Raw genomic sequence first — 21,684 nt, 5'->3', positions numbered from 1 at the left:
GAACCGTCGTGCTAACGATCTACAACACGCTCAGCAAGAGCAAAGAAGTCTTCAAGCCGCTGGATGGCAACAAGGTACGCATGTACGTGTGCGGCATGACCGTGTACGACTACTGCCACATCGGCCACGGCCGCAGCATGGTCGCCTTTGACCTGGTGACCCGCTGGTTGCGTTTCAGCGGCTACGACTTGACCTATGTGCGCAACATCACCGACATCGACGACAAGATCATCAACCGCGCCAAGGAAAACGGCGAGCCGTTCGACGTCCTGACCGCGCGCATGATCGCCGCCATGCACGAGGACGAGGCGCGCCTCAACATCCTCAAGCCGGACATGGAACCGCGTGCCACGGACCATATCCCGGGCATGCACGCGATGATCCAGACCTTGATCGACAAGGGCTACGCCTACGCTCCAGGCAATGGCGACGTGTACTACCGCGTCGCCAAGTTCATGGGCTACGGCAAGCTGTCGCGCAAGAAAATCGAAGACCTGCGCATCGGCGCGCGCATCGAAGTCGACGAAGCCAAGCAAGACCCGCTCGACTTCGTGCTGTGGAAAGGCACCAAACCCGGCGAGCCAAGCTGGGAATCGCCTTGGGGCGCCGGGCGTCCGGGCTGGCACATCGAATGCTCGGTGATGTCCACCTGCTGCCTGGGCGAGACCTTCGACATTCATGGCGGCGGCAGCGACCTCGAGTTCCCGCACCACGAAAACGAAATCGCCCAAAGCGAAGCCGCCACCGGCAAGACCTACGCCAACGCCTGGATGCACTGCGGCATGATCCGCATCAATGGCGAGAAGATGTCCAAGTCCTTGAACAACTTCTTCACCATCCGCGACGTGCTGGAAAAGTACCACCCGGAGGTGGTCCGCTACCTGCTGGTGTCCAGCCACTACCGCAGCGCGATCAACTATTCGGAAGACAACCTCAAGGACGCCAAAGGCGCCCTGGAGCGTTTCTACCACGCGTTGAAAGGCCTGCCCTCTGTGGCGCCGGCCGGCGGCGAAGCGTTCGTGGCCCGCTTCACCGAAGTGATGAACGACGACTTCGGCACACCGGAAGCCTGCGCGGTGCTGTTCGAGATGGTGCGCGAGATCAACCGCCTGCGTGAGAGCGATCTCGACGCCGCGGCCGGTCTGGCTGCACGCCTGAAAGAACTGGCCAGCGTGCTGGGCGTGTTGCAGATGGAAGCCGACGACTTCCTGCAAGCCGGCGCCGAAGGGCGTGTGGATGCGGCTGAAGTGGACGCGCTGATCCAGGCGCGCTTGACGGCGCGGGCCAACAAGGACTGGGCGGAGTCCGACCGGATCCGTGACCAACTGACCGCGATGGGTGTGGTGTTGGAAGACGGCAAGGGTGGGACGACGTGGCGCTTGGCTGATCAGGCTTGATCAGTAAACGCTGAATGAAAAACGCCCCGACTGGTTCGGGGCGTTTTTCATTTTGGGTTCAGCGAAACATGCGCGAAGGGCCGGTCTTCGTAACGCTGTCGGAACACGGCTTCGAGCGGTAGCCAACCTGCGACGTTCTGGAAAAAGCCCATTTGCTTTGACGCCCGCCCAATCCTGGCTTTAGATGGTCGACCAGACCAAGCCCATGATGAAACTGACGGTGATTCAAATGGATTGTATTTTCTGCAGCATTGTCCGAAAAACCTCCCCGGCCCATATTCTGTGGGAAGACGAACAGCATATGGCCTTCCTGTCTATTTTCCCCAACACACCCGGTTTCAGCGTGGTGATCCCCAAGCAGCACTACGGAAGCTACGCCTTCGCCCAGTCGGATGAGGTGCTGGCAGGTCTGGTGGTGGCGGCGAAGAAAACTGCGCAGCAGATCGACCGGGCGTTTCCCGATGTGGCGCGCACGGGGATGATTCTGGAAGGCTACGGGGTGGATCACCTGCATGCGAAGCTGTTTCCCATGCATGGGACCGGACAGGACAGTGACTTCAAGCCCATCAGTTCCAGGGTCGACAAGTTCTTTGATCGCTACGAGGGGTACATCTCGTCCCACGATTTTGTGCGGGCGGATGATGCCGAATTAGCGGAGTTGGCGGCACACATCCGATCCTTCGCCTAGCCTCGATCCAAATGTGGGAGGGGGCTTGCCCCCGATAGCAGGGTGTCAGTGAATGCAGCTGTCGCTGACACACCGCTATCGGGGGCAAGCCCCCTCCCACATTTTTTTGACCGTGTCGCATCAGAACTCAGCGACGGCTGCTGACCTCGGCGGGCACATCGTCACCGGCCATGCGCTTGCGGAACAGCGCGGTGCGCGCCAGCAGCAGCGTCGTCACCGGCACGGTGATCGACAGCAAAATCGGGATCAACCACCCGTGCAACACCGGCCCGGACTTGAGCACCGAAAAGTAGATAATCGACGCCAACGCCACGCTCCACGCACCCAACGTCGAGGCCAGTGCCGGCGGGTGCATGCGCTGGAAGAAATCCTTCATGCGCAGCAACCCGATTGCGCCAATCAGGGCAAACGCGCTGCTCAGCACCAGCAACACGGCCACGCACACTTCAACCCATAACGGCATCATTCGATCACCTCGCCACGCAGCAGGAATTTGGCCAGGGCAAATGACCCGACAAAGCCAAACAGCGCAATCAACAGCGCCGCTTCGAAGTAGGTATCACTGGCATACCGAATGCCCAGCACCAGCATCATCAGCATCGCCAGGATGTACAGGTAGTCCAGCGCCAGAACCCGGTCCTGGGCCGATGGGCCTTTGAACAGGCGCACCAGTGTCAGCGCCATGGCCAGCGAGAACAGGAACAGGCTGAACAGGATCGCATTGGAGAGCAGGGCGCTCATTCGAAGATCTCCATCAAGGGCCGTTCGTAGTCGTGTTTGAAGTGCTGGATAAACTGCGCTTCATCGTCCAGGTCGAAGACGTGCAGCAGCAGGATGCTGCGGTCCAGGGCGAGTTCCGACCAGACGGTGCCGGGGGTCACGCTGGTGATCATCGACAACACGGCCAGGCCGTTGGCGTCGCGCAGGTCCAGGGGGATTTTGATAAAGCGCGAACGCGGTGGCCGCGAGCCGCACACCAGCACGCCCCAGGCGACTTGCAGGTTGGAGATGATCACGTCACGCCCCACCCGGAAGAACAGGCGGATGATCACCCCGGGGCGGCGGATGCGGATCGGCAGCGGGCGCAGCGGCGCCATCAGCAGCGGCGCGAGCAAACCCAGTAGCGCGCCCAGTAACAGGTTGCCGGGGCTGATCGACAGGTTCAGCAGCAGCCACAACACCCACAACGCCAGCGATAACCACGGGGCCGGGAACAGGCGCTTCATGGCTGCACCTCCAGCGCTGCGGTCTTGGCTTCAGGGCTGGGCACCGGGCGCGTGGCCATGACCGCCATCACATACTGTTCCGGGTTGTTCAGGCTCTTGGCGGTGTCCAGGGTGTAGCGCATCAGCGGCTCGGCCTTGAAGGTCAGCAGGATGCTCAGGCCGAGCAGGAAGAAGATCGGCACGCACTCATAACGGCGCAGCAGCGGTGACGGGCGTTCTTCCGGGGTCCAGAAGCGCTGGATGCCCAGGCGGGCGAAGGCGATCAGCGAGGCCAGGCCGGACAGGATCAGCAACGTCACCAGGCCCCACGCGGCAGGGCGGACAGGCTCATCCAGCGCATGGCCCAAGCCCGGCGGATTGACCAGCGCGCTCAACAGGCTGAGCTTGCCGATAAACCCCGACAGCGGCGGCATGCCGATGATCAGCAGGGCGCAGGCGACAAAGCTCAAGCCGAGGAAGGCCATGGTCCAGGGAATCACCTGGCCGACCACGGCTTTCTGTTCGTCATCAAGGTTGACGCCGGGGCGCGGATGCAGGGATTCCATGGCTTTGGGCAGCGCATCGATCTCTTCATCCAGCGGCAGGTCGTTGGCCGAGCGCGAGCGTTCGATCAATTCGGCCAACAGGAACAGCGCGCTCAAGGCCAGTGTGGAACTGACCAGATAGAACAGTGCTCCGGCTGTCAGGCTCGGCTGGGCGAACCCCACCGACGAGAGCAGGATGCCGGCCGAGACCAGGATGCTCAAGCTGGCCATGCGCTCCAGGCGCTGCGCCGCCAGCATCGCCAGCGCCGCGCAGATGATGGTCGCCATGCCGCCGTACACCAGCCAGTCGCCGCCGAACAGCGCCGACGCCCCGGCCTGGCCGGAGAACAGCAGGGTCCACAGGCGCAGCACGGTGTACACGCCGACCTTGGTCATGATCGCGAACATCGCCGCCACCGGCGCGCTGGCCGATGAGTACGCGGGCGCCAGCCAGAAGTTCAGCGGCCACATGCCGGCCTTGGCCAGGAATGCGGTGGCGAGGATCGCCGCACCCGCGTGCAACAGGCCGCGATCGGCCTCTGGCACCAGCGGGATTTTCAGCGCCAGGTCCGCGAAGTTCAGTGTGCCGGTGACGCCATAGATCATCGCCGCGCCGATCAGGAACAGCGACGACGCCAGCAGGTTGATCGCGATGTAATGCAGCCCCGACGACACCCGCGCCCGGCCGGAACCGTGCAGCATCAAGCCATAGGAGGCCGCCAGCAACACCTCGAAGAACACGAACAGGTTGAACAGGTCGGCGGTGAGAAAGGCACCGTAGAGGCCCATCATCTGGATCTGGAACAACGCATGGAAACTGGTGCCCGCACGGTCCCAGCGCGCCATAGCGAACAGCAACGCACTCACGCCGATGATCCCGGTGAGCACCAGCATCAGCGCCGACAGTTGGTCCACCACCAGCACGATGCCGAACGGCACTTGCCAGTTGCCGGGCAAGTACACGCCGATCGAACCGGGGCCGCCTTGTTGCGTCCAGTACAACAGCAAGATGGCGATAGCGAGGCCGAGCATGCTCGAGAACAGGTTGATACGCGCCTTGAGCGGGCGGTGCTTCTCGCCGAGCATCAGCATCAGCGCGGCGGTCAGCAACGGCAGCAGGATTGGCGCGACGATCAGTTGGTTGACCCAGGTCATTCCTTGGGCTCCCGGCCGTCCACATGGTCGGTGCCGGTCAGGCCCCGCGACGCCAGCAGTACCACGAGGAACAGCGCGGTCATGGCGAAGCTGATCACGATCGCCGTCAGCACCAGCGCCTGGGGCAGCGGGTCGGTGTAGTGCAGCAGGTCTTGCGGCACGCCGTCCTTGATGATCGGCTCCTTACCGATAAACAGGCTGCCCATGCTGAAAATGAACAGGTTGACCCCATACGACAACAGGCACAGGCCCATCACCACCTGGAACGTCCGTGGCCGCAGGATCAACCAGACGCCGGAGGCCGCCAGGACCCCAATGGCAATTGCGATGACTTCTTCCATCAGGCGGCTCCTTCCGGTGTGGCAACGGTTTTCGGCTGGTTGCTCGGTTTATGGGCCCGCACTGATTGGTGACCGAGGGCGGTGAGCATCAGCAGCGTCGAGCCGACGACCATGGCGTACACGCCGACGTCGAAGAACAGGGCGCTGGCGATATGGATGTCGCCCAGCACCGGCAAGCTGAGATGCCAGGTGTGGGTGGTGAGGAACGGGTAGCCGGCGAACAATGCGCCGAGCCCGGTCAGGGTCGCCGAGAACAGGCCGAAGCCCATCCAGCGCATCGGCCGCAGACTCATCTGCGCCTCGACCCACTGGGTGCCGGCGACCATGTATTGCAGGATAAACGCCACCGACATCACCAGGCCCGCGACGAAACCACCGCCCGGTTGGTTGTGGCCGCGCATGAACAGGTAGAACGACACCACCAGCGCAATCGGCAGCAGCAGGCGCACCAGCACCGCTGGCACCATCATGTAGCCCAGGGCGGTGTCGCTGGCCTGGCGCGGGTTGATCAGGTCGGTGGCCACGTCCGGCGCGAGTTGGCGCTGTTGCGCGGGCAGTTGCATGCTTTCCTTGGAGGGGCGGAAGCGTCGCAGCAGGGCATACACGGTCAGCGCCACGGCGCCGAGCACGGTGATTTCGCCGAGGGTGTCGAAGCCACGGAAGTCCACCAGCATCACGTTCACCACATTGCTGCCGCCGCCTTCGGGGAGGGCGCGGCTCAAGTAGAACGAGGAAATGTCGTTAGGCGTCTGGCGGGTCAGCATCGCGTAGGACAGCAGCGCCATGCCGCCACCGACCACGGTGGACAGCAGGAAGTCGCGCAAGCGGCGAATGCGTGCCTTGCGCAGCGTACTGGGCAGTGGCGACACTTCTTCGATCCGCCGTGGCAGCCAGCGCAGGCCCAGCAGGATCAGCACGGTGGTCACCACTTCCACGACCAGTTGCGTCAGCGCCAGGTCCGGCGCCGAGAACCACACGAAGGTGATGCAGGTCATCATGCCGCACACGCTGACCATGGTCAGGGCCGCCAGCCGGTGGTACTTGGCCTGCCAGGCGGCGCCGAGGGCGCAGGCAATCGCCAGCAGCCACAGGGTGACGAACACGATGGAGCCCGGGATCTTCGGCCGGTCGCCCCAACTGAGGCCGCTGTTGAGCAGCGGGATCAGCCCGCCGATCACGGCGACCAGCACCAGCAGGAACAACTGCGTCTGCAGGCGCTTGGTGCTGATGCGTTTCTCGATTTTGCGCGCGCCGCGCATCATCAGCACCAGGCAGCGCTCGAAGCCGCGCTTGCCGTTGAAGTAGCTGATCACCGGCGGGTACTTGAAGCGCCCGCGCTTGAGTTGCTTGCGCAGCAGCAGATAGAGCAGCACCCCGCCGCACATCGCCACCAGGCTCATGATCATCGGCGCGTTCCAGCCGTGCCAGATGGCCAGGCTGTATTGCGGCAACACGCCGCCGACGACCGGCAGCGCGGCGGCGGCGAGGATCGAGCCGACCACCTGGGCCGGGAAGATCCCCACCAGCAGGCAGGTGAACACCAACAGCTCCACCGGCGCGCGCATCCAGCGGGGAGGCTCGTGCGGGATGTGGGGCAGGTCCGTCGCGGGCGGGCCGAAGAACACATCCACGGTGAAACGCAGCGCGTAGGCCACGCTGAACGTGCCGGCGATGGTCGCGATCACCGGCAGGGCGATTTCCACCCAGGCGGTCGACGAGATGAATACGGTTTCAGCGAAGAACATCTCTTTGGACAGGAAGCCATTGAGCAACGGCACGCCGGCCATGGACGCACTGGCCACCATCGCCAGGGTCGCGGTAAACGGGATCAGGCGCACCAGGCCGCTGAGCTTGCGGATATCGCGGGTGCCGCTTTCGTGGTCGATGATGCCGGCCGCCATGAACAGCGAGGCCTTGAAGGTAGCGTGGTTGAGGATATGGAACACCGCGGCGACAGCGGCCAGTGGGCTGTTGAGGCCGAGCAGCAGGGTGATCAGGCCGAGGTGGCTGATGGTGGAGTAGGCCAGCAGGCCCTTGAGATCGTTCTGGAACATGGCGCAGTAAGCGCCGAGCAGGAGGGTCAGGGCGCCGGCGCCGCCGACGAGCCAGAACCATTCTTCGCTGCCGGACAGCGACGGCCACAGGCGGGCCAGCAGGAACACGCCGGCCTTCACCATCGTCGCCGAATGCAGGTAGGCCGACACCGGTGTCGGTGCCGCCATGGCGTGGGGCAGCCAGAAGTGGAACGGGAACTGCGCGCTTTTGCTCAGCGCGCCGATCAGCACCAGGGCCAGCATGACCGGGTACAGCGAGTGCGCGCGAATCTGATCGCCCGCCGCGAGGACCAGGTCCAGGTCATAGCTGCCGACGATATGCCCCAGCAGCATCACGCCGGCCAGCAGGCACAAACCGCCCGCGCCGGTGACCATCAACGCCATGTAGGCACCGCGCCGCGCATCGGCGCGGTGGTGCCAGTAACCGATCAGCAGGAACGAGAACAGGCTGGTCAGTTCCCAGAAGAACACGATCTGGATCAGGTTGCCGGAGATCACCAGGCCGAGCATGGCCCCCATGAATGCCAGGAAAAACGCAAAGAAGCGCGGCACCGGATCGTCCGGCGACATGTAGTAACGCGCATACAGCGACACCAGCGTGCCGATGCCGAGCACCAGCATCGAGAACAGCCAGGCGAAGCCGTCCATGCGCAAGACGAAATTCACGCCCAGGCTGGGCAACCACATGAATTCTTCGCGGATCACCCCGCCGTGGGCGATTTGAGGGTAGAGCAGGGCGACTTGAACAGTACCGATCAGGGCGATGAGGCCGGCCAGCAAGGATTCGGTGTTACGTGCGTTGTGCGGCAGCAAGGCCGCCAGACAGCTGCCGATAAAAGGCAGAAGCAGTAGAACTATCAGGGACATAGGCTTCTAATCTGCGGGAGTTTGGGATGCATCATACGTGCCGCTTTCTTGATCACCAAACGGCAACGTGTGGCAGGATCCTACAAGGTAGGCTGAAAACGCCCATTTGGCATTGTTTCAGCTAACCCTCACCCACGCGCTCCAGCGCCTGATCGTGGACGCTGGGCGTGCCCGGGATGGCGATTTGACAGCCACCGCCCGGGCTAGGACCTTACCCCTGCTGTTCCTGTTCCCGCGCATTTTGCAATTCGATCGCCTTCTGCCCGCGCGTCTTCAACTCACTCACCACCACCGCCGCCACGATCAACGCCGCCCCGACCATGGCAATCGGCGGGAACCGCTCCCCGGCAATCCGCCCAACCACGCCGGCCCACACCGGTTCCCCGGCATAAATCAATGTGGCCCGCGTCGGCGAAACGCTTTGCTGCGCCCAGTTCATCGCCACCTGGATCACCGCGCTGGTCAAGCCCAGGCCCACCGCGCTGAACAACAGCAACCAGGAGAACCCCGGCAACGCCTCGCCCATCGGCACCACCATCAGGAACGACAACAACGACGCCGTGGCCAGTTGCACCACGGTCACCCGACGCACGTCCACTTGCCCGGCAAATGCGCTGATCAGGATGATCTCGGCGGCAATCGCCACCGCGCCGATCAGCGTGGCGATCTCGCCGGGGCTGAAATTCAGCGAAGCACCGGCCGGGCCGGTCAACAGCATCAACCCGGCGAACGCCAGCATGATGCCAATGCTCGGCATCAACCCTGGCCGACGACCCAGCACCAGCCATTGCAACAACGGCACGAACGGGACATAGAGCGCGGTAATGAATGCCGACTGGCTGCTCAGAATCGTCTGCAGGCCGATGGTCTGCAGCCCGTAGCCAAACATGATCGCCACGCCGATAAATACGCCGGCTTTCAACTCGAACAGGGTCAGGTCGCGCAGGGTGCGCAAAGAGAAAAAACCGACCGCGATCGTCGCCGCAGCAAACCGCAGGCCCACGAAAAACATCGGCCCGCTGACAGTCATGGCGTGCTGCACCAGCAAAAAGGTGCCGCCCCAGATCATGGTGATGAACACCAGGATGCATTCGGCTTTGCTGAAGCGGTTGAAACGCGAGGGAGCATTCGGGGTGGTCATGGCGGCTCAGTCTTGCAAGGGAAGGGCGCGGACCGCACAATGCGCCGCACGCTGGGCAGTATACTGCGCACACCCACCCATTGAGCAATATAGTGCACAAAGAAAATCCGCAACGGGCCTCGGTCCTGCAGCATGTCAGCCAGAATGTTCGTCGCCTGCGTCATGCCGCCGACTTGAGCCAGACCGCGCTCTCGGAAAAGTCCGGGGTCAGCCGACGCATGCTGGTGGCCATCGAGGCTGGCGAGAAAAACGTCAGCCTGTCCACCCTCGACCGCGTCGCCGAAGCGCTGGATGTGGCTTTCAGCGACCTGATCCAGGCCCCGGATGCACCTGACCATAGCCGTATCAACGAACTGGCCTGGGCCGGTGACATCCCCGGCAGCAAAGCTGTATTGCTTGCCAAGGCCACGGCGCGGCGTGAAGTCGAGCTGTGGGAGATGCGCCTGGAGCCGGGCGATTGCTACAGCCCCGAGCCGGACCCGGATGGCTGGAGCGTGCAGTTGTTCGTGTTCGAAGGCCGCCTGACATTGGTGCTGGATGGTCAGGAAAAACCGGTCGGCGCCGGTGAGTTCTTCATGTTCGCCAGCCGCCAGGCCCACGCCTATCGCAATGACGGCGACGTGGCGGTGCGCTTTGTGCGCAATGTGGTGATCTAACTGTTGACCCGCCAACAGCGGATGGACACTTTGCTCGATCGCAGGCGGGTTCCCTTGCATTAAAATGACGGCAACCTACTGATCTTATTGAAGATTGGTTTCGGGCACGACTCCTGCAATCACTCCAGTATCCCCTTGGACTCTGGAGTCGGCCCATGTCAGCCCACCCTCAACACCCTGCTCATATCATCCGATCAGACGCCGAAGCCATCGCGGTCGCTACGCGCCTGGCCGAACGCTTCGCCGTCGAGGCCAGCGTGCGCGACCGCGAGCGGCGCCTGCCGGTCGCTGAACTCGACGAATTTTCCGCCAGCGGCCTGTGGGGCATCACCATCCCCAAGGCCTATGGCGGCGCCGAGGTGTCCTATGTGACGGTGGCAGAGGTGATCAAGTTGATCGCCGCCGCCGATCCGTCCCTGGCGCAGATCCCGCAGAACCACCTGGGGGTGGTGGATATCCTGCTGCAAACCGGCAGCGAGGAGCAAAAACTCCACTACTTCGGCAAGGTCCTGGCCGGCTACCGTTTCGGTAACGCTTTCTCCGAAGCCAAGAGCAAGAACGCCGGCACCTTCGACACGCAGATTCGCGTTCACGCCGATCATGCGCAGATCAATGGCGAGAAGTTCTACTGCACCGGCGCGCTGTTCGCCCATATCGTGCCGGCGGTGGGCACCAACGAACAGGGCAAGGCCTTGATTGCCTTCGTCGAGCGCGATGCGCCGGGCCTCACGGTCATCGACAGCTGGGATGGCTTCGGCCAGCGCACCACCGCCAGCGGCGGCGTGACCCTCGATGGCGTGACGGTGCCGCTGAGCGCGGTGATTCCCGCGCACCTGGCGTTCGACCAACCGACCGCTGACGGCCCGATCTCGCAGATCATCCAGGCCGCGATCGATACCGGCATCGCCGTGGGTGCCCTCGAGCAAGCGAAAGTCTTCGCGCGCCAGGCCCGCCCATGGATCGACAGCCAACAGGATCACGGCTGGCAGGACCCATTCACCATCGCCGCCATCGGTGATCTGGAATGGCGCGTACACGGCACCGAAGCGATTCTCGCCAAGGCTGGCAAGGCGGTCGACCAGGCCCTCGCCGAACCGAACGAAGACACCGTCGCCAACGCCTCGCTGATCGTCGCTCAGGCCAAAGTGCTGTCGGCCGAAACCGCGTTGCTCGCCAGCAGCAAGCTCTTCGAGCTGGGCGGCACCCGCTCGGTGACCGGCAAGCACAACCTCGACCGCTTCTGGCGCAACGCGCGCACCCACACTCTGCACGACCCGGTCCGCTGGAAATACCACCTGATCGGTAACTTCGTGCTCAACGGCGTCAAACCCGCACGCCATGCCTGGAATTGAGGAGCCTGCCCCATGAATGCACTGACCCAACCCACCGCGCTCGACCAGGCTCGCCAATTGCTGGAGAGCACCCGACGTGTGCTGCAAAAAAGTGATGACCCTTACGTAATCAGCCGCTTCGGCGACTGGCAGATCCGCGTGGAGGTGGCCGCCGCCTTGCTGGAATACGCCGAAACCCACCCAACGCCTGTCGCCGCCACCGAAGCGCAGATCGCCGCCGCCGAAGCCTTGCTGTTCGCCAGCGCCGCCGAATTCGAACTGACCGGCCAGCGCAGCGCGTTGCCGTCGCCCCTCGAAGAGCCGCTGCGCTGGAAGTACCAGCTTGTCGGCAACTACCACCTCAACGGTGTCGCCCCCGGGAGGACTGCTTGATGTCCCGTGAAATCCGCTTGAATGCCTTCGACATGAATTGCGTCGGCCACCAATCCCCCGGCCTGTGGGCACACCCGCGTGATCGCTCGTGGCAGTACAAGGACCTGGAGTACTGGACCGACCTGGCGAAAATCCTCGAGCGCGGCAAGTTCGACGGCCTGTTTATCGCCGATGTGCTGGGCATCTACGACGTGTACAACGGCAATGGCGACGCGGCGATCCGCCAGGCCACTCAAGTGCCGGTCAACGACCCGCTGTCGCTGATCGCGCCGATGGCGCTGGTCACCGAACACCTGGGTTTTGGCCTGACTGCGTCGTTGTCCTTCGAACACCCGTATCCGTTCGCTCGACGCCTTTCCACGCTCGACCACCTGACCAAAGGCCGTGTCGGCTGGAACATCGTCACCTCTTACCTGGAAAGCGGCGCCAAGAACCTCGGCCAGAACGCCCAGACCGAACACGATGCGCGCTACGACTACGCCGAGGAATACCTGGAGGTTTGCTACAAACTCTGGGAAGGCAGCTGGGAAGAGGGCGCCGTGCTGCGTGACCGCGAGCGGCGGATTTTCAGTGACCCGAGCAAGATCCACGAGATCCGCCACGTCGGCAAACACTTCCAGGTGCCCGGCATCCACCTGTGCGAGCCGTCGCCGCAACGCACGCCGTTGCTGTACCAGGCGGGGGCGTCCAGCCGTGGCAAGCAGTTCGCTGCCGAGCAGGCCGAGTGCGTGTTTGTCGCCGCACCGTCCAAGACGCTGCTGAAAAACACCGTCGCCGACATTCGTCGCCGCGCGGCCGAGGCCGGGCGTGATCCGCGCAAGATCCTGATCTTCAACCTGCAGACGGTGATCGTCGGCGAGACCGACGCGAAGGCCAAGGCCAAGTTCGACGAGTACAAATCCTACGTCAGCTACGAAGGCGCCATGGCGCTGATCTCCGGCTGGACCGGCATCGACTTCAGCCAGTTCAAGCCCGACGAACCGCTCAAGCATGTGCATACCAATGCGATTCAGTCGGCGGTGGAAGCCTTCTCCACGGCGGACCCGAGCAAGGTCTGGACGCCCAAGGAACTGGCCGACTGGGTCGGTATCGGCGGCTTTGGCCCGCTGTTTGTCGGCAGCCCGGAGACGGTCGCGGACTTGTTGCAGGAGTGGGTGGAAGACACCGATGTGGACGGCTTCAACCTGGCCTATGCGCTGACCCACGAAACCTTTATCGACGCGGTGGAACTGCTGGTGCCGGAGTTGCAGAAGCGTGGGGTGTACAAGAAGGAATACGCCCAGGGCACGTTGCGCGAAAAGTTGTTTGGTGAAGGCCCGAGGTTGCCGGTGTCCCATCCAGGCAGTCGTTATCGAACGTTAGCGAATGTGCAGAAAGATAGGGCTGTTGAGCGTGCCTGACTCAACCGTGTGAAAGGACCGTCGGGTGGTGTGAATAACTCACAACACCCGACGACGACTCACGGTTCTCATCGTTCCATATCGAAAATTCCATTTTCTACTTTTAAGACGCGTACTCTGCCATCGTCAAGTTCGACGGTTGCCGTGAAGTTAAACTGTCCCGAGAGTTTTCCTGCAAAGCTCTCGAAGTTTGGAATGGATTTAAATGTGATCGTGCCACTGTCGGCCGGCCAGACGAGACTTTCAGGGATATTGAAGAAGAATATCCGCACCTGTTTACTGTCTGGACTAAAATTGTAAGTGCCGGGTGCAAGGCCTTTGGCTATGTTGATGGATAATCGATAGTCCTTGAGGTCGGGTTTCGACGTGAACTGTCGTGACCAGGCCTGTAGATAAGCCGGGAAACTACCTGAATCGTCTCCTAGGCTGAACGCTGTCTCAGTAGATTCATAGCGCTCAGTAATTAACTCGCTGAAGTCGCACACTATTGAACCGCTGGCTCTGGCTTTTTCGTCCTCGGTAAATCCCTGGAGTTTCATCTCGCCCTGGGTAAGAGAGACTGTTTTTGAACCGCTTTGTGCTGCAAATTCGAAGGTTGACTCCACTGTCTGCAGGGTGCTGTTCAGCGTGACCGTCACACTTCCGCTGATGGCGGTGTAAGGGCGAAATGACGAGGAAGTTGCTTTTGTCCATGACGCATTGGCTTTCCCCTGCGCACCATGGTCGTCAACGATTGCGTAGGTTTTTTTTACAACGTCACCCTCGTTAGGCAACCACAGCGAAATATATTGATATTGACCAAGATGGTCTTCATCGCTTGCGCCTGAGATATACCATCTGTTTGTTTGTTCATCCAGATAGAAATAGAAGCGTGTGCCCTCGAAACTGTTAAAGTCCTCGTCGTCATTCACTATTGCACTGGCTGTGCCTGAAGTGGCTTTTGGCTTGGTTTTATTCGAGCTGCTCATAAGCGGCTCTCCTTTGTTGTGACGTGGGTTCGGCTTGAGTCTATTAAGCGGGCAACACAATATCTACTGTCAAAAATGACAGGTATAACGTGATCGTTTCTAATAGCGAAAGTGGTTATTCGGAACACATGTTTGAATGCCGGTGACTTATCAATTCCGACCCCGCTCGGCAGGGTGTTCGCTGTTGCTACAGCAACAGCGAAGAAGCACTTTGTGCTGTGTCAGCTTCATAACTGTTGATGAACGCCTGGGTTATACGGCGTTTTATATCGGCATGGTTCCTGCTTAGTCTTTATATCAACGCTATCGACTTTCCGTTCAATCCTCATTCAGCCAGCGGACCACCGCACGCTTACCCACCCAATAGGAGCATCACCCCTATGAGCGTGCATGTACTCAAACCTCCGCCGGCTCTGGAATGGCCGGCCGAGTTGCTCGGTCAGTTGCCCACGGCCCTGGAACAACTGCGCCATTGGGCACAGATCACGCCGCTGCACACCGCCCTGCGCCACAAGCGCCAGGGCCAGTGGTACGCCTGGCGCTGGATCGATGTGTTGCGCGATGTCGAGCGCCTGGCCGATGGCCTGCGCCAGCACGGGTTCAGTGAACAATCGCAACTGGCGCTCAGCGGGGCTTTCGAGCCCAACCTGTTATTGCTGGCGCTGGCCGCCCAATCGGTCGGCGGCCAGGTACTGACCCTGGCCGATGACTTGGAGCCCGAGGCGCTGCGCCAACAACTCTGGCGCATTCGCCCGAGCCATTCCTACGTGCAGGGGCGTCAGCAGCAGCGGCACTGGCAGTCGGCCAACCTGGTGGATTTCGCCCAAGTGCTTGGTGCGACCGACCCGGCCCGGCACCTCAGCCGCTGGTGGCAGCCGGCCGGCGAGAGCGTGCTGTGGAGCGAGGAGGGCACTCACTGGCAAGGCGGCCTGGCGGTACTGCTGGCGCAATGGCTGAACAGCGGTCACGGCCTGGCCTTCCCGGAAAGCCTGGCATCGGCCCGGCGTGATCGCGGCGAAGCCGCGCCCACCGGCTTGCTGTTGTCACCTGCGCGCCTGCAGCACTTGGCCGACGACATCGAAAGCCGCCTGGCGCCCCACGGCACCTGGCGCCGACGCCTGTGTGAGTGGGCCATCGCCCAGCCGCACAGCGGCCTGCGCCGTCTGCTGAAAAACCGCGTGCGTAAACTGCTGGGCTTTCAACGCCTGGCCTCTATCTGGCAGCCACCCAGCACGGGCAAGTCCGTTGTCGAGCCGGTGTGGCTGGCTGAATTCAAACGGGACATCGCATGAGTCAAGCCATTCTCCAGGTGCGGGATATCTCGCTGTCGTTCAACGGGGTCAAGGCGATCAACGCGCTGTCCTTCGATGTCCAGCGCGGCGAAATCTGCGCGCTGATCGGCCCCAACGGCGCCGGCAAGAGTTCGCTGCTCAATGTGCTCAACGGCGTGTATCGCTTCGATGCCGGCGAGATCGTGTTCGAGCAGCAGCACTTCCACCGTATCGACCCCTTGGGCGCCGCGCGTCGCGGCATTGGGCGGACCTTCCAGAACAACGCGCTGTTCAAAAAGATGAGCGTGCTCGACAACATCCTCACCGGCCTGTCGCGGCATATGAGCACCCGCTTTATCGAACAGGCCCTCGGCTTGCCCCGCGCACGGCGCGAGGCCGAGGCGTTCCGCCGGCGTGCCCAGGGCATTCTCGAGTTTCTTGAGTTGCAGGCCCACCGTGATGTGGCGGTCGGCAACTTGTCCTACGGCCTGCAGAAACGCGTGGAACTGGGCCGGGCGCTGATCGCCGGGCCCAGCCTGCTCCTGCTGGATGAGCCCATGGCTGGGATGAACGCCGAGGAGAAACAGGAAATGGCGCGCTTTGTCGCCGATGTGAACCGCGACCTCGGCACCACCGTGGTGTTGATCGAACACGACATGGGCGTGGTCATGGGCCTGTCCGACCATGTGGTGGTGCTCGACTACGGGCGCAAGGTCGGCGACGGCACACCCGCGCAAGTGCAGGCCAACCCCGACGTGATCGCGGCGTACCTGGGAGTGGTCCACTGATGACGTTCTTTTTCGAAACCCTGCTCGGCGGCCTGCTCGCCGGAACCCTGTACTCGCTGGTCGCCATCGGCTTCGTGCTGATCTACAAGGCCAGCGGCGTGTTCAATTTCGCCCAGGGCTCGATGCTGCTGTTTGCCGCCCTGACCTTCGTCAGCCTGCACGAGCAGGGCGTGCCGTTTGCCCTGGCGCTGTTGCTGACGGTGGTGGTGATGATCGTCGGCGCCTTGCTCATCGAACGCCTGGTTCTGCGCCCGCTGGTGAACCGTTCGCAGATCACCCTGTTCATGGCCACCCTGGGCTTGTCGTTCATTGTCGAGGGCCTGGCCCAGGGCTTGATGGGCTCGCAGGTGCGTGCGCTGGACTTGGGCATCGACGACGTGCCGCTGTTCGTCGGGCCGCTGATGCTCAGCCAGTTCGACCTGATCGCCGCCGCAGCCGCGGTGGTGCTGGTGACGGTGCTGGCGCTGCTGTTCAACAAGACCCGCATCGGCGTGTCGTTGCGCGCCGTGGCGGATGACACCACGGCGGCGCTGTCCATCGGCATCAACCTCAACCGTATCTGGCAGATCGTCTGGGCGGTGGCCGGGACCGTCGGGCTGGTGGCCGGGCTGCTGTGGGGCGCGCGTCAGGGCGTGCAGTTTTCATTGTCGCTGGTGGTGCTCAAGGCCTTGCCGGTGTTGATCATCGGCGGCTTTACCTCGATTGGCGGGGCGATTGTCGGCGGGCTGATTGTCGGCGCGGCGGAGAACCTTGCCGAGGTGTATATCGGCCCACTGCTCGGCGGCGGCATCACGCCGTGGTTCGCCTACGCCCTGGCCCTGGCCTTCCTGTATATCCGCCCCGCCGGCCTGTTCGGCGAGCGTGCCATCGAGCGAGTCTGAAACCATGTCGATCCCTGTTGTGCAAGAAACCGCGCCATTGCGGCTGATTCAGCGGCGTGTGCCCTGGGGCCTGCTCGGCCTGTTGGCGCTGGCGTTTGTCGTAGTGCCGCTGTGGGGCAATGATTATTGGCTCAATGCGATCCTGATCCCGTTCCTGGTGCTGTCCCTGGCCGGGCTGGGCCTGAACCTGTTGACCGGCTACACCGGGCAGACCTCGGTGGGCGCGGCCGGCTTCATGGCGGTCGGTGCGTTTGCCACCTACGGCTTTCTGCTGCGCCTGCCGGAGCTGGGCTTGCCGGTGGCGTTGCTCGGCGGCGGCATTATCAGCGCGCTGGTCGGTTTGCTGTTCGGCCTGCCCAGCTCGCGGATCAAGGGCTTCTACCTGATGGTCACCACCCTGGCCGCGCAGTTTTTCCTCGAGTGGCTGTTCGTCAAATTCCCCTGGTTCTACAACTACGGCTCGTCCGGCACCATCTCCGCGCCGAAGCTGGCGTTGCTCGGTTATGACCTCAACACGCCGCTGGGCCGTTACTGGCTGACGTTGCTGACCGTGCTGCTGTTGACCTGGACCGCCGTCAACCTGGTGCGCAGCCAGGTGGGGCGCAACTGGATGGCGATCCGCGACATGGACACCGCCGCCGCCGTGGTCGGCATCCCGGTGGTGCGCTACAAGCGCCTGGCGTTTGCGGTCAGCTCGTTCTACCTGGGCATCGCCGGCGCGCTGTGGGCCTTTGCCTACCTGGGCACGGCCAGCGCGAGCAGCTTCGATATCAATCGCTCGTTCCAGATTCTGTTCATCATCATTATCGGTGGCATGGGCAGCATCGCCGGCAACTTCGTCGGCGCGGCGTTTATCAGCTTGCTGCCGATCTTCCTCAGCCATGCCGGGCAGGCGCTGTTCGGCGGTTCGGTGGATGCGGGGCAATTGCAGAACCTGCAGAAAATCATCTTTGGCGTGCTGATCATCGTGTTCCTGATCAAGGAACCCGAGGGCTTGATTCGCCTGTTGCACAACTTTCGCGATCGGCTGCGTCAGTGGCCCCTACGGTTTTGACCTCTATGAGAACTCCCATGCGTGCATCCTTGAAACGTTCCCTGGCCGGCGCCGCCTTCGCGCTGGCCACCCTGGCCGCTGCAGTGCCCCAGGCCGTGGCTTCGGCCGACCAGCAGTTCTTTCCGTTGGCCACCTACCGCGTCGGCGCCTATGCCTCCAGCGGCGTGCAGGTGTGGGCCGGGATGATCGACTACCTGCGTTATATCAACGAGGTCGAAGGCGGCATCAATGGCGTAAAACTGGTGTGGCAGGAATGCGAGACCGAATGGACGGCAGAGAAGGGCATCGAGTGCTACGAGCGCTTCAAGAACGGCCTGGATGGCGCGCCGGTCGCGGTCTACCAGCCTAATGGCGCACCGGCGGCCTACGCCCTGAGCGAGCGCGCCGAGGTGGACAAGATCCCGTTGATCACCCTCGGTTACGGCCGCACCGAAGCCACCGACGGCACCGTGTTCCCTTACAACTTCCCGGTGATGCTGACCTTCTACAGCGAGGCGTCGAGCCTGGTGAACTACATCGCCCAGCGCGAAGGCGGTTTCGACAAACTCAAAGGCAAAAAGATCGCCACGGTCTACCACGACTCGGCCTACGGTCGCGAAACCCTTGGCCCGCTGAAGCTGCTCGCCGAGCAGTACGGCTTCGAGAATATCCAGATTCCGGTGGCCGACCCGGGCAACGAACAGTCCGCGCAATGGCGCCAGGTGCGCCAGGCCAACCCGGACTGGGTGTTCCTGCGCACGTGGGGCGTGTCCACGCCGGTCGCGGTGAAAACCGCGGCACGCTTTGGCTTCCCGGTCGACCATATCATCGGCGATATCTGGGCCAGTTCCAGCGAAGACGTATTGCCTGCCGGCACTGCTGCCAAAGGCTACCTGGCGCTCACCCCATACCCGGCCGGCGCCGATTTCGAGATCCACAAGCGCCTCAAGCAATACGTCCTCGACAAGGGCCACAGCGACCTCAAGGACCTGAAAAACTTCGGCAGCGTCTACTACAACTCAGGCCTGGTGAACGCCGCCGTGGCGGTGGAAGCGATCCGCACCGCCCAGGCCAAATTCGGCCAGCGCCCGCTCAATGGCGAAGAAGGCCGCTGGGGCCTGGAGCACCTGAATATCGACGACGCGCGCCTCAAGGCCATGGGATACCTGGGCCTGATGCAGAACCTCAAGTTGTCGTGCCGTGACCACGAAGGTGGCGGCTCGGCGCGGGTGCAGCAGTGGGACGGCGCCAACTGGACGCTGGTCAGCGACTGGATCGCCGCCGACCGCGCGCTGTTGCGCCCGCTGATCGACGAAAAGTCCGCCGCGTTCGCCAAGGAAAAAGGCCTGACGCCACGCACCTGCACCGGAGATGAATAAACCATGAGCCTACCTGCCAGTGAATCCGCACACGCCGCGCTGCTGACGGTCAACGACATCGAAGTGATCTACGACGGCGCGATCCTCGCCGTGGCCGGGGTGTCGCTGAGCGTGCCCAAGGGCGCGATCGTCGCCTTGCTCGGCGCCAATGGCGCCGGCAAGAGCACCACGCTCAAGGCGATCTCCGGGCTGGTGCGCGCCGAGCGTGCCGAAGTCAGCCGTGGCGTGATCGAATACGCCGGCCATGACCTGGCCGGCGTCGACCCCAGCCAACGGGTGCGCCAGGGCATGGTGCATGTACTCGAAGGTCGCCATGTGTTCGGCCAGCTCACGGTGGAAGACAACCTGCGCAGCGGCGGCTTCGTGCGTCGCCTGAGCCGCCGGGCCATGGAGGCCGATCTGGAACGCATCTACGCCTGGTTCCCCAGGCTCAAGACCAAGCGTCACACCCGCGCCGGCCTCACCTCCGGCGGCGAGCAGCAGATGGTCGCCATCGGCCGGGCGTTGATGACCCGTCCTACTTTGGTACTGCTCGACGAGCCGTCCATGGGTTTGGCGCCTATGATCGTGCAGGAGATATTCGAGATCGTCGCGCAGCTCAACCGCGAGCAGCAGGTGAGCTTCCTGATCGCCGAGCAGAACATCAACGTCGCGCTCAACTATGCGTCCCAGGGCTACGTGCTGGATACTGGCCGCGTGGTCTTGAGCGGCAGCGCCGCTGAACTGTTGGCGCGGGGCGATTTGCATGACATCTATCTGGGTAAACAGTAAAGGCGAACAGGCATGACTGAATCCATCCGCAACGCCGATGTCCTGATCATCGGTGGCGGCCTGAGCGGTACGATGCTGGCCGTGCAACTGCTGCGCCTGCCCGGCTCGCGGCAGATCCTGGTGATCGAACCGCGCGCCGAACTTGGCCGCGGCGAGGCCTACAGTGCGGTCGAGCTGGGCCATACCTTGAACGGCAATGCGGCGCGCATGAGTGTCGACCCGGACAACGCCGACGACCTGACCCAATGGCTCACCGACTACATCGGCGCCGGCGGCTGGCCGGAGTCGGACCAGCAGCATGTGCCGATCAGCGAGCTGTTCCCGCCGCGCGGGATGTTCGGGTTGTACGCGCAGCAACGCTTGGCCGAGGCCAAGGCGCTGTCGACGTCTACCGTCGAGCATGTCCGCGCCGAAGTGGTCGACTTGCAAGTGGACTCCGCCTCGACGCTGCTGACCCTGGATAACGGCCAGCAATTGCGCGGTGCCCAGGCGGTGTTGGCGACCGGCATGTTCCCGGCGGCGCGCACGCCGCAGACCGAATCCAGCGGTTTGAACGCCGCCGCAGTCGACCCGTGGGACGTGCAGGCCATGAGCCAACTCGACCCGCGTGCGACGGTGCTGATTATCGGTTCCGGGCTGACCATGGTCGACGCCGTGGTGTCCCTGGAACAGGCTGGGCACCGGGGCCCGATCGAGGTGTTCTCGCGCCACGGTCTGCTGCCCCATGTGCGTCGACAGCCACCGGGCTGGGACGATTTTCTCGCCGCCGACCACCGCCTGCGCAGCCCTCGGCAGTTGCTGCGCGAGGTGCGTCGGCAGTGTCGCATCGCGACGGCGCAGGGCATCGATTGGCAGGCGCCGCTGGACACCGTGCGCGCGCATATCGGCCGTTTGTGGAGCCAGGCCAGCGAGCGCGAGAAGCGCCAGTTCGTGCGGCATGTGCGGCCGTGGTGGGAAAGTCATCACCACCGTTCGCCGCCGCTGAGTGCGCAGTTGGTGGCGCGCCTGCATGAGGAAGGGCGCCTGCGCATTCGCGCGGCGTCGTTCAAGGGCTTGGTGCCTGCGGTCAACGGCGTGAGCATCCGCTTGCGTTACCGTGGCGAGCAAGCGATCACCCAGGTTGCGGGCGCGGCACTGATCAATTCCAGTGGCATCGAATACGACTGGCGCCGGGTAGCCCGGCCGTTGCCCCAGCAGTTGCTCAAGCGCGGGTTGATCCAGCCCGGGCCGCTGGCGTTGGGGATCGCAGCGGATGCCTCGGGGGCGGTGCTGGATGCCCAGGGCCAGGCCAGCCGGCGCTTGTTCGCCATGGGCCCGCCGCTGCGCGGGATGTGGTGGGAGAGCACGGCAGTGACCGATGTGGCGCTTCAGGCCAAGGCGCTGGCGTTGAAGCTGACAACGATCTAAAGGTGGGAGGGGG

The 21,684-nt window shown here is 63.0% G+C and carries 21 protein-coding genes; 13 read left to right on the top strand and 8 right to left on the bottom strand.

Translation table 11 applies throughout. The features are described from left to right. Window positions 1-8 precede the first annotated feature (8 nt). On the top strand, window positions 9-1,397 hold the full coding sequence (cysS, locus tag ACP7E3_RS06150) for a cysteine--tRNA ligase (RefSeq protein WP_017848094.1): 1,389 nt from the start codon (window positions 9-11) through the stop codon (window positions 1,395-1,397). A 229-nt stretch (window positions 1,398-1,626) separates the two neighbouring features. After that, window positions 1,627-2,085, top strand: coding sequence for an HIT family protein (locus ACP7E3_RS06145; protein WP_026140168.1), 459 nt, complete (start codon window positions 1,627-1,629; stop codon window positions 2,083-2,085). Between the two features lie 127 nt (window positions 2,086-2,212). On the opposite strand, the gene ACP7E3_RS06140 is transcribed toward ACP7E3_RS06145, so the two are convergent. The 7 genes from ACP7E3_RS06140 to ACP7E3_RS06110 all read right to left on the bottom strand — a co-directional run bounded on the left by ACP7E3_RS06140 (window position 2,213) and on the right by ACP7E3_RS06110 (window position 9,393). Then, window positions 2,213-2,551 carry a Na+/H+ antiporter subunit G gene (locus ACP7E3_RS06140; protein WP_108525079.1) on the bottom strand — a complete coding sequence of 113 codons (339 nt, stop codon included), beginning with the start codon at window positions 2,549-2,551 and terminating at the stop codon, window positions 2,213-2,215. Further along, a complete protein-coding gene (locus tag ACP7E3_RS06135; RefSeq protein ID WP_017848091.1) occupies window positions 2,548-2,826 on the bottom strand; it encodes a K+/H+ antiporter subunit F in 279 nt (92 codons plus the stop codon). Before ACP7E3_RS06135 ends, ACP7E3_RS06140 begins: the two co-directional genes overlap by 4 nt. Then, window positions 2,823-3,311: a Na+/H+ antiporter subunit E gene (locus ACP7E3_RS06130; RefSeq protein ID WP_017848090.1), complete on the bottom strand. Its 489-nt coding sequence runs from the start codon at window positions 3,309-3,311 to the stop codon at window positions 2,823-2,825. Before ACP7E3_RS06130 ends, ACP7E3_RS06135 begins: the two co-directional genes overlap by 4 nt. Then, on the bottom strand, window positions 3,308-4,990 hold the full coding sequence (locus ACP7E3_RS06125) for a monovalent cation/H+ antiporter subunit D (RefSeq protein ID WP_046382882.1): 1,683 nt from the start codon (window positions 4,988-4,990) through the stop codon (window positions 3,308-3,310). The genes ACP7E3_RS06130 and ACP7E3_RS06125 overlap by 4 nt, the downstream gene beginning before the upstream one ends. Next, window positions 4,987-5,331, bottom strand: coding sequence for a Na+/H+ antiporter subunit C (locus tag ACP7E3_RS06120; protein WP_007986256.1), 345 nt, complete (start codon window positions 5,329-5,331; stop codon window positions 4,987-4,989). The genes ACP7E3_RS06125 and ACP7E3_RS06120 overlap by 4 nt, the downstream gene beginning before the upstream one ends. Next, complete coding sequence (locus ACP7E3_RS06115; protein ID WP_169864367.1) at window positions 5,331-8,252, bottom strand: monovalent cation/H+ antiporter subunit A; 2,922 nt, start codon at window positions 8,250-8,252, stop codon at window positions 5,331-5,333. The genes ACP7E3_RS06120 and ACP7E3_RS06115 overlap by 1 nt, the downstream gene beginning before the upstream one ends. A gap of 211 nt (window positions 8,253-8,463) precedes the next feature. Beyond that, window positions 8,464-9,393, bottom strand: coding sequence for a DMT family transporter (locus ACP7E3_RS06110; protein WP_017848087.1), 930 nt, complete (start codon window positions 9,391-9,393; stop codon window positions 8,464-8,466). Between the two features lie 92 nt (window positions 9,394-9,485). On the opposite strand from ACP7E3_RS06110, the gene ACP7E3_RS06105 reads away from it, so the two are divergent. The 4 genes from ACP7E3_RS06105 to ACP7E3_RS06090 all read left to right on the top strand — a co-directional run bounded on the left by ACP7E3_RS06105 (window position 9,486) and on the right by ACP7E3_RS06090 (window position 13,173). Continuing rightward, window positions 9,486-10,049, top strand: coding sequence for a helix-turn-helix domain-containing protein (locus tag ACP7E3_RS06105; RefSeq protein WP_017848086.1), 564 nt, complete (start codon window positions 9,486-9,488; stop codon window positions 10,047-10,049). 155 nt (window positions 10,050-10,204) lie between these two features. Continuing rightward, entirely contained in the window at window positions 10,205-11,401 is a 1,197-nt protein-coding gene (locus ACP7E3_RS06100) for an SfnB family sulfur acquisition oxidoreductase (RefSeq protein ID WP_046382884.1), read from the top strand. A gap of 12 nt (window positions 11,402-11,413) precedes the next feature. Continuing rightward, complete coding sequence (locus ACP7E3_RS06095) at window positions 11,414-11,773, top strand: acyl-CoA dehydrogenase (protein WP_046382885.1); 360 nt, start codon at window positions 11,414-11,416, stop codon at window positions 11,771-11,773. Beyond that, a complete protein-coding gene (locus ACP7E3_RS06090) occupies window positions 11,773-13,173 on the top strand; it encodes an LLM class flavin-dependent oxidoreductase (protein WP_046382886.1) in 1,401 nt (466 codons plus the stop codon). Before ACP7E3_RS06095 ends, ACP7E3_RS06090 begins: the two co-directional genes overlap by 1 nt. Before the next feature lie 68 nt (window positions 13,174-13,241). Here the strand turns inward: ACP7E3_RS06090 and ACP7E3_RS06085 are convergent, their stop codons facing one another. After that, window positions 13,242-14,141, bottom strand: coding sequence for a hypothetical protein (locus ACP7E3_RS06085; RefSeq protein ID WP_126588680.1), 900 nt, complete (start codon window positions 14,139-14,141; stop codon window positions 13,242-13,244). 380 nt (window positions 14,142-14,521) lie between these two features. On the opposite strand from ACP7E3_RS06085, the gene ACP7E3_RS06080 reads away from it, so the two are divergent. The 7 genes from ACP7E3_RS06080 to ACP7E3_RS06050 are packed head-to-tail and all read left to right on the top strand — an operon-like array spanning window position 14,522 to window position 21,671. Next, window positions 14,522-15,433, top strand: a complete 912-nt coding sequence (locus ACP7E3_RS06080) for an AMP-binding protein (RefSeq protein ID WP_046382888.1) — start codon at window positions 14,522-14,524, stop codon at window positions 15,431-15,433. After that, window positions 15,430-16,200 (top strand): ABC transporter ATP-binding protein, encoded by a 771-nt coding sequence (locus tag ACP7E3_RS06075; RefSeq protein ID WP_426122564.1) that lies wholly within the window; start codon window positions 15,430-15,432, stop codon window positions 16,198-16,200. Before ACP7E3_RS06080 ends, ACP7E3_RS06075 begins: the two co-directional genes overlap by 4 nt. After that, complete coding sequence (locus tag ACP7E3_RS06070; RefSeq protein WP_079444202.1) at window positions 16,200-17,081, top strand: branched-chain amino acid ABC transporter permease; 882 nt, start codon at window positions 16,200-16,202, stop codon at window positions 17,079-17,081. The genes ACP7E3_RS06075 and ACP7E3_RS06070 overlap by 1 nt, the downstream gene beginning before the upstream one ends. 4 nt (window positions 17,082-17,085) lie before the next feature. Continuing rightward, complete coding sequence (locus ACP7E3_RS06065) at window positions 17,086-18,135, top strand: branched-chain amino acid ABC transporter permease (protein ID WP_108525093.1); 1,050 nt, start codon at window positions 17,086-17,088, stop codon at window positions 18,133-18,135. 17 nt (window positions 18,136-18,152) lie between these two features. Further along, entirely contained in the window at window positions 18,153-19,493 is a 1,341-nt protein-coding gene (locus ACP7E3_RS06060; RefSeq protein WP_046382892.1) for an ABC transporter substrate-binding protein, read from the top strand. Between the two features lie 3 nt (window positions 19,494-19,496). Then, window positions 19,497-20,264, top strand: a complete 768-nt coding sequence (locus ACP7E3_RS06055) for an ABC transporter ATP-binding protein (protein WP_079444200.1) — start codon at window positions 19,497-19,499, stop codon at window positions 20,262-20,264. Window positions 20,265-20,276: 12 nt separating this feature from the next. After that, window positions 20,277-21,671, top strand: a complete 1,395-nt coding sequence (locus ACP7E3_RS06050) for an FAD/NAD(P)-binding protein (protein ID WP_426122561.1) — start codon at window positions 20,277-20,279, stop codon at window positions 21,669-21,671. Window positions 21,672-21,684 lie beyond the last annotated feature (13 nt).

It is taken from the genome of Pseudomonas sp. PSPC2-3, assembly GCF_049898265.1.
Classification (GTDB): domain Bacteria; phylum Pseudomonadota; class Gammaproteobacteria; order Pseudomonadales; family Pseudomonadaceae; genus Aquipseudomonas; species Aquipseudomonas veronii.
The sequence above is the reverse complement of the archived record's forward strand: the minus strand, read 5'-3'. Positions and strand labels throughout refer to the sequence as shown.

Excerpts from the sequence above, each read along its gene's own strand:
- ACP7E3_RS06065 (WP_108525093.1), top strand. The coding sequence starts at position 17,086 with ATGTCGATCCCTGTTGTGCAAGAAACCGCGCCATTGCGGCTGATTCAG.
- ACP7E3_RS06090 (WP_046382886.1), top strand. The coding sequence starts at position 11,773 with ATGTCCCGTGAAATCCGCTTGAATGCCTTCGACATGAATTGCGTCGGC.
- ACP7E3_RS06135 (WP_017848091.1), bottom strand. The coding sequence starts at position 2,826 with ATGAGCGCCCTGCTCTCCAATGCGATCCTGTTCAGCCTGTTCCTGTTC.
- ACP7E3_RS06060 (WP_046382892.1), top strand. The coding sequence starts at position 18,153 with ATGCGTGCATCCTTGAAACGTTCCCTGGCCGGCGCCGCCTTCGCGCTG.
- ACP7E3_RS06085 (WP_126588680.1), bottom strand. The coding sequence starts at position 14,141 with ATGAGCAGCTCGAATAAAACCAAGCCAAAAGCCACTTCAGGCACAGCC.
- ACP7E3_RS06050 (WP_426122561.1), top strand. The coding sequence starts at position 20,277 with ATGACTGAATCCATCCGCAACGCCGATGTCCTGATCATCGGTGGCGGC.
- ACP7E3_RS06055 (WP_079444200.1), top strand. The coding sequence starts at position 19,497 with ATGAGCCTACCTGCCAGTGAATCCGCACACGCCGCGCTGCTGACGGTC.
- ACP7E3_RS06075 (WP_426122564.1), top strand. The coding sequence starts at position 15,430 with ATGAGTCAAGCCATTCTCCAGGTGCGGGATATCTCGCTGTCGTTCAAC.
- ACP7E3_RS06130 (WP_017848090.1), bottom strand. The coding sequence starts at position 3,311 with ATGAAGCGCCTGTTCCCGGCCCCGTGGTTATCGCTGGCGTTGTGGGTG.
- ACP7E3_RS06080 (WP_046382888.1), top strand. The coding sequence starts at position 14,522 with ATGAGCGTGCATGTACTCAAACCTCCGCCGGCTCTGGAATGGCCGGCC.
- ACP7E3_RS06095 (WP_046382885.1), top strand. The coding sequence starts at position 11,414 with ATGAATGCACTGACCCAACCCACCGCGCTCGACCAGGCTCGCCAATTG.
- ACP7E3_RS06070 (WP_079444202.1), top strand. The coding sequence starts at position 16,200 with ATGACGTTCTTTTTCGAAACCCTGCTCGGCGGCCTGCTCGCCGGAACC.
- ACP7E3_RS06110 (WP_017848087.1), bottom strand. The coding sequence starts at position 9,393 with ATGACCACCCCGAATGCTCCCTCGCGTTTCAACCGCTTCAGCAAAGCC.
- ACP7E3_RS06115 (WP_169864367.1), bottom strand. The coding sequence starts at position 8,252 with ATGTCCCTGATAGTTCTACTGCTTCTGCCTTTTATCGGCAGCTGTCTG.
- ACP7E3_RS06140 (WP_108525079.1), bottom strand. The coding sequence starts at position 2,551 with ATGATGCCGTTATGGGTTGAAGTGTGCGTGGCCGTGTTGCTGGTGCTG.
- ACP7E3_RS06100 (WP_046382884.1), top strand. The coding sequence starts at position 10,205 with ATGTCAGCCCACCCTCAACACCCTGCTCATATCATCCGATCAGACGCC.
- ACP7E3_RS06120 (WP_007986256.1), bottom strand. The coding sequence starts at position 5,331 with ATGGAAGAAGTCATCGCAATTGCCATTGGGGTCCTGGCGGCCTCCGGC.
- ACP7E3_RS06125 (WP_046382882.1), bottom strand. The coding sequence starts at position 4,990 with ATGACCTGGGTCAACCAACTGATCGTCGCGCCAATCCTGCTGCCGTTG.
- ACP7E3_RS06145 (WP_026140168.1), top strand. The coding sequence starts at position 1,627 with ATGGATTGTATTTTCTGCAGCATTGTCCGAAAAACCTCCCCGGCCCAT.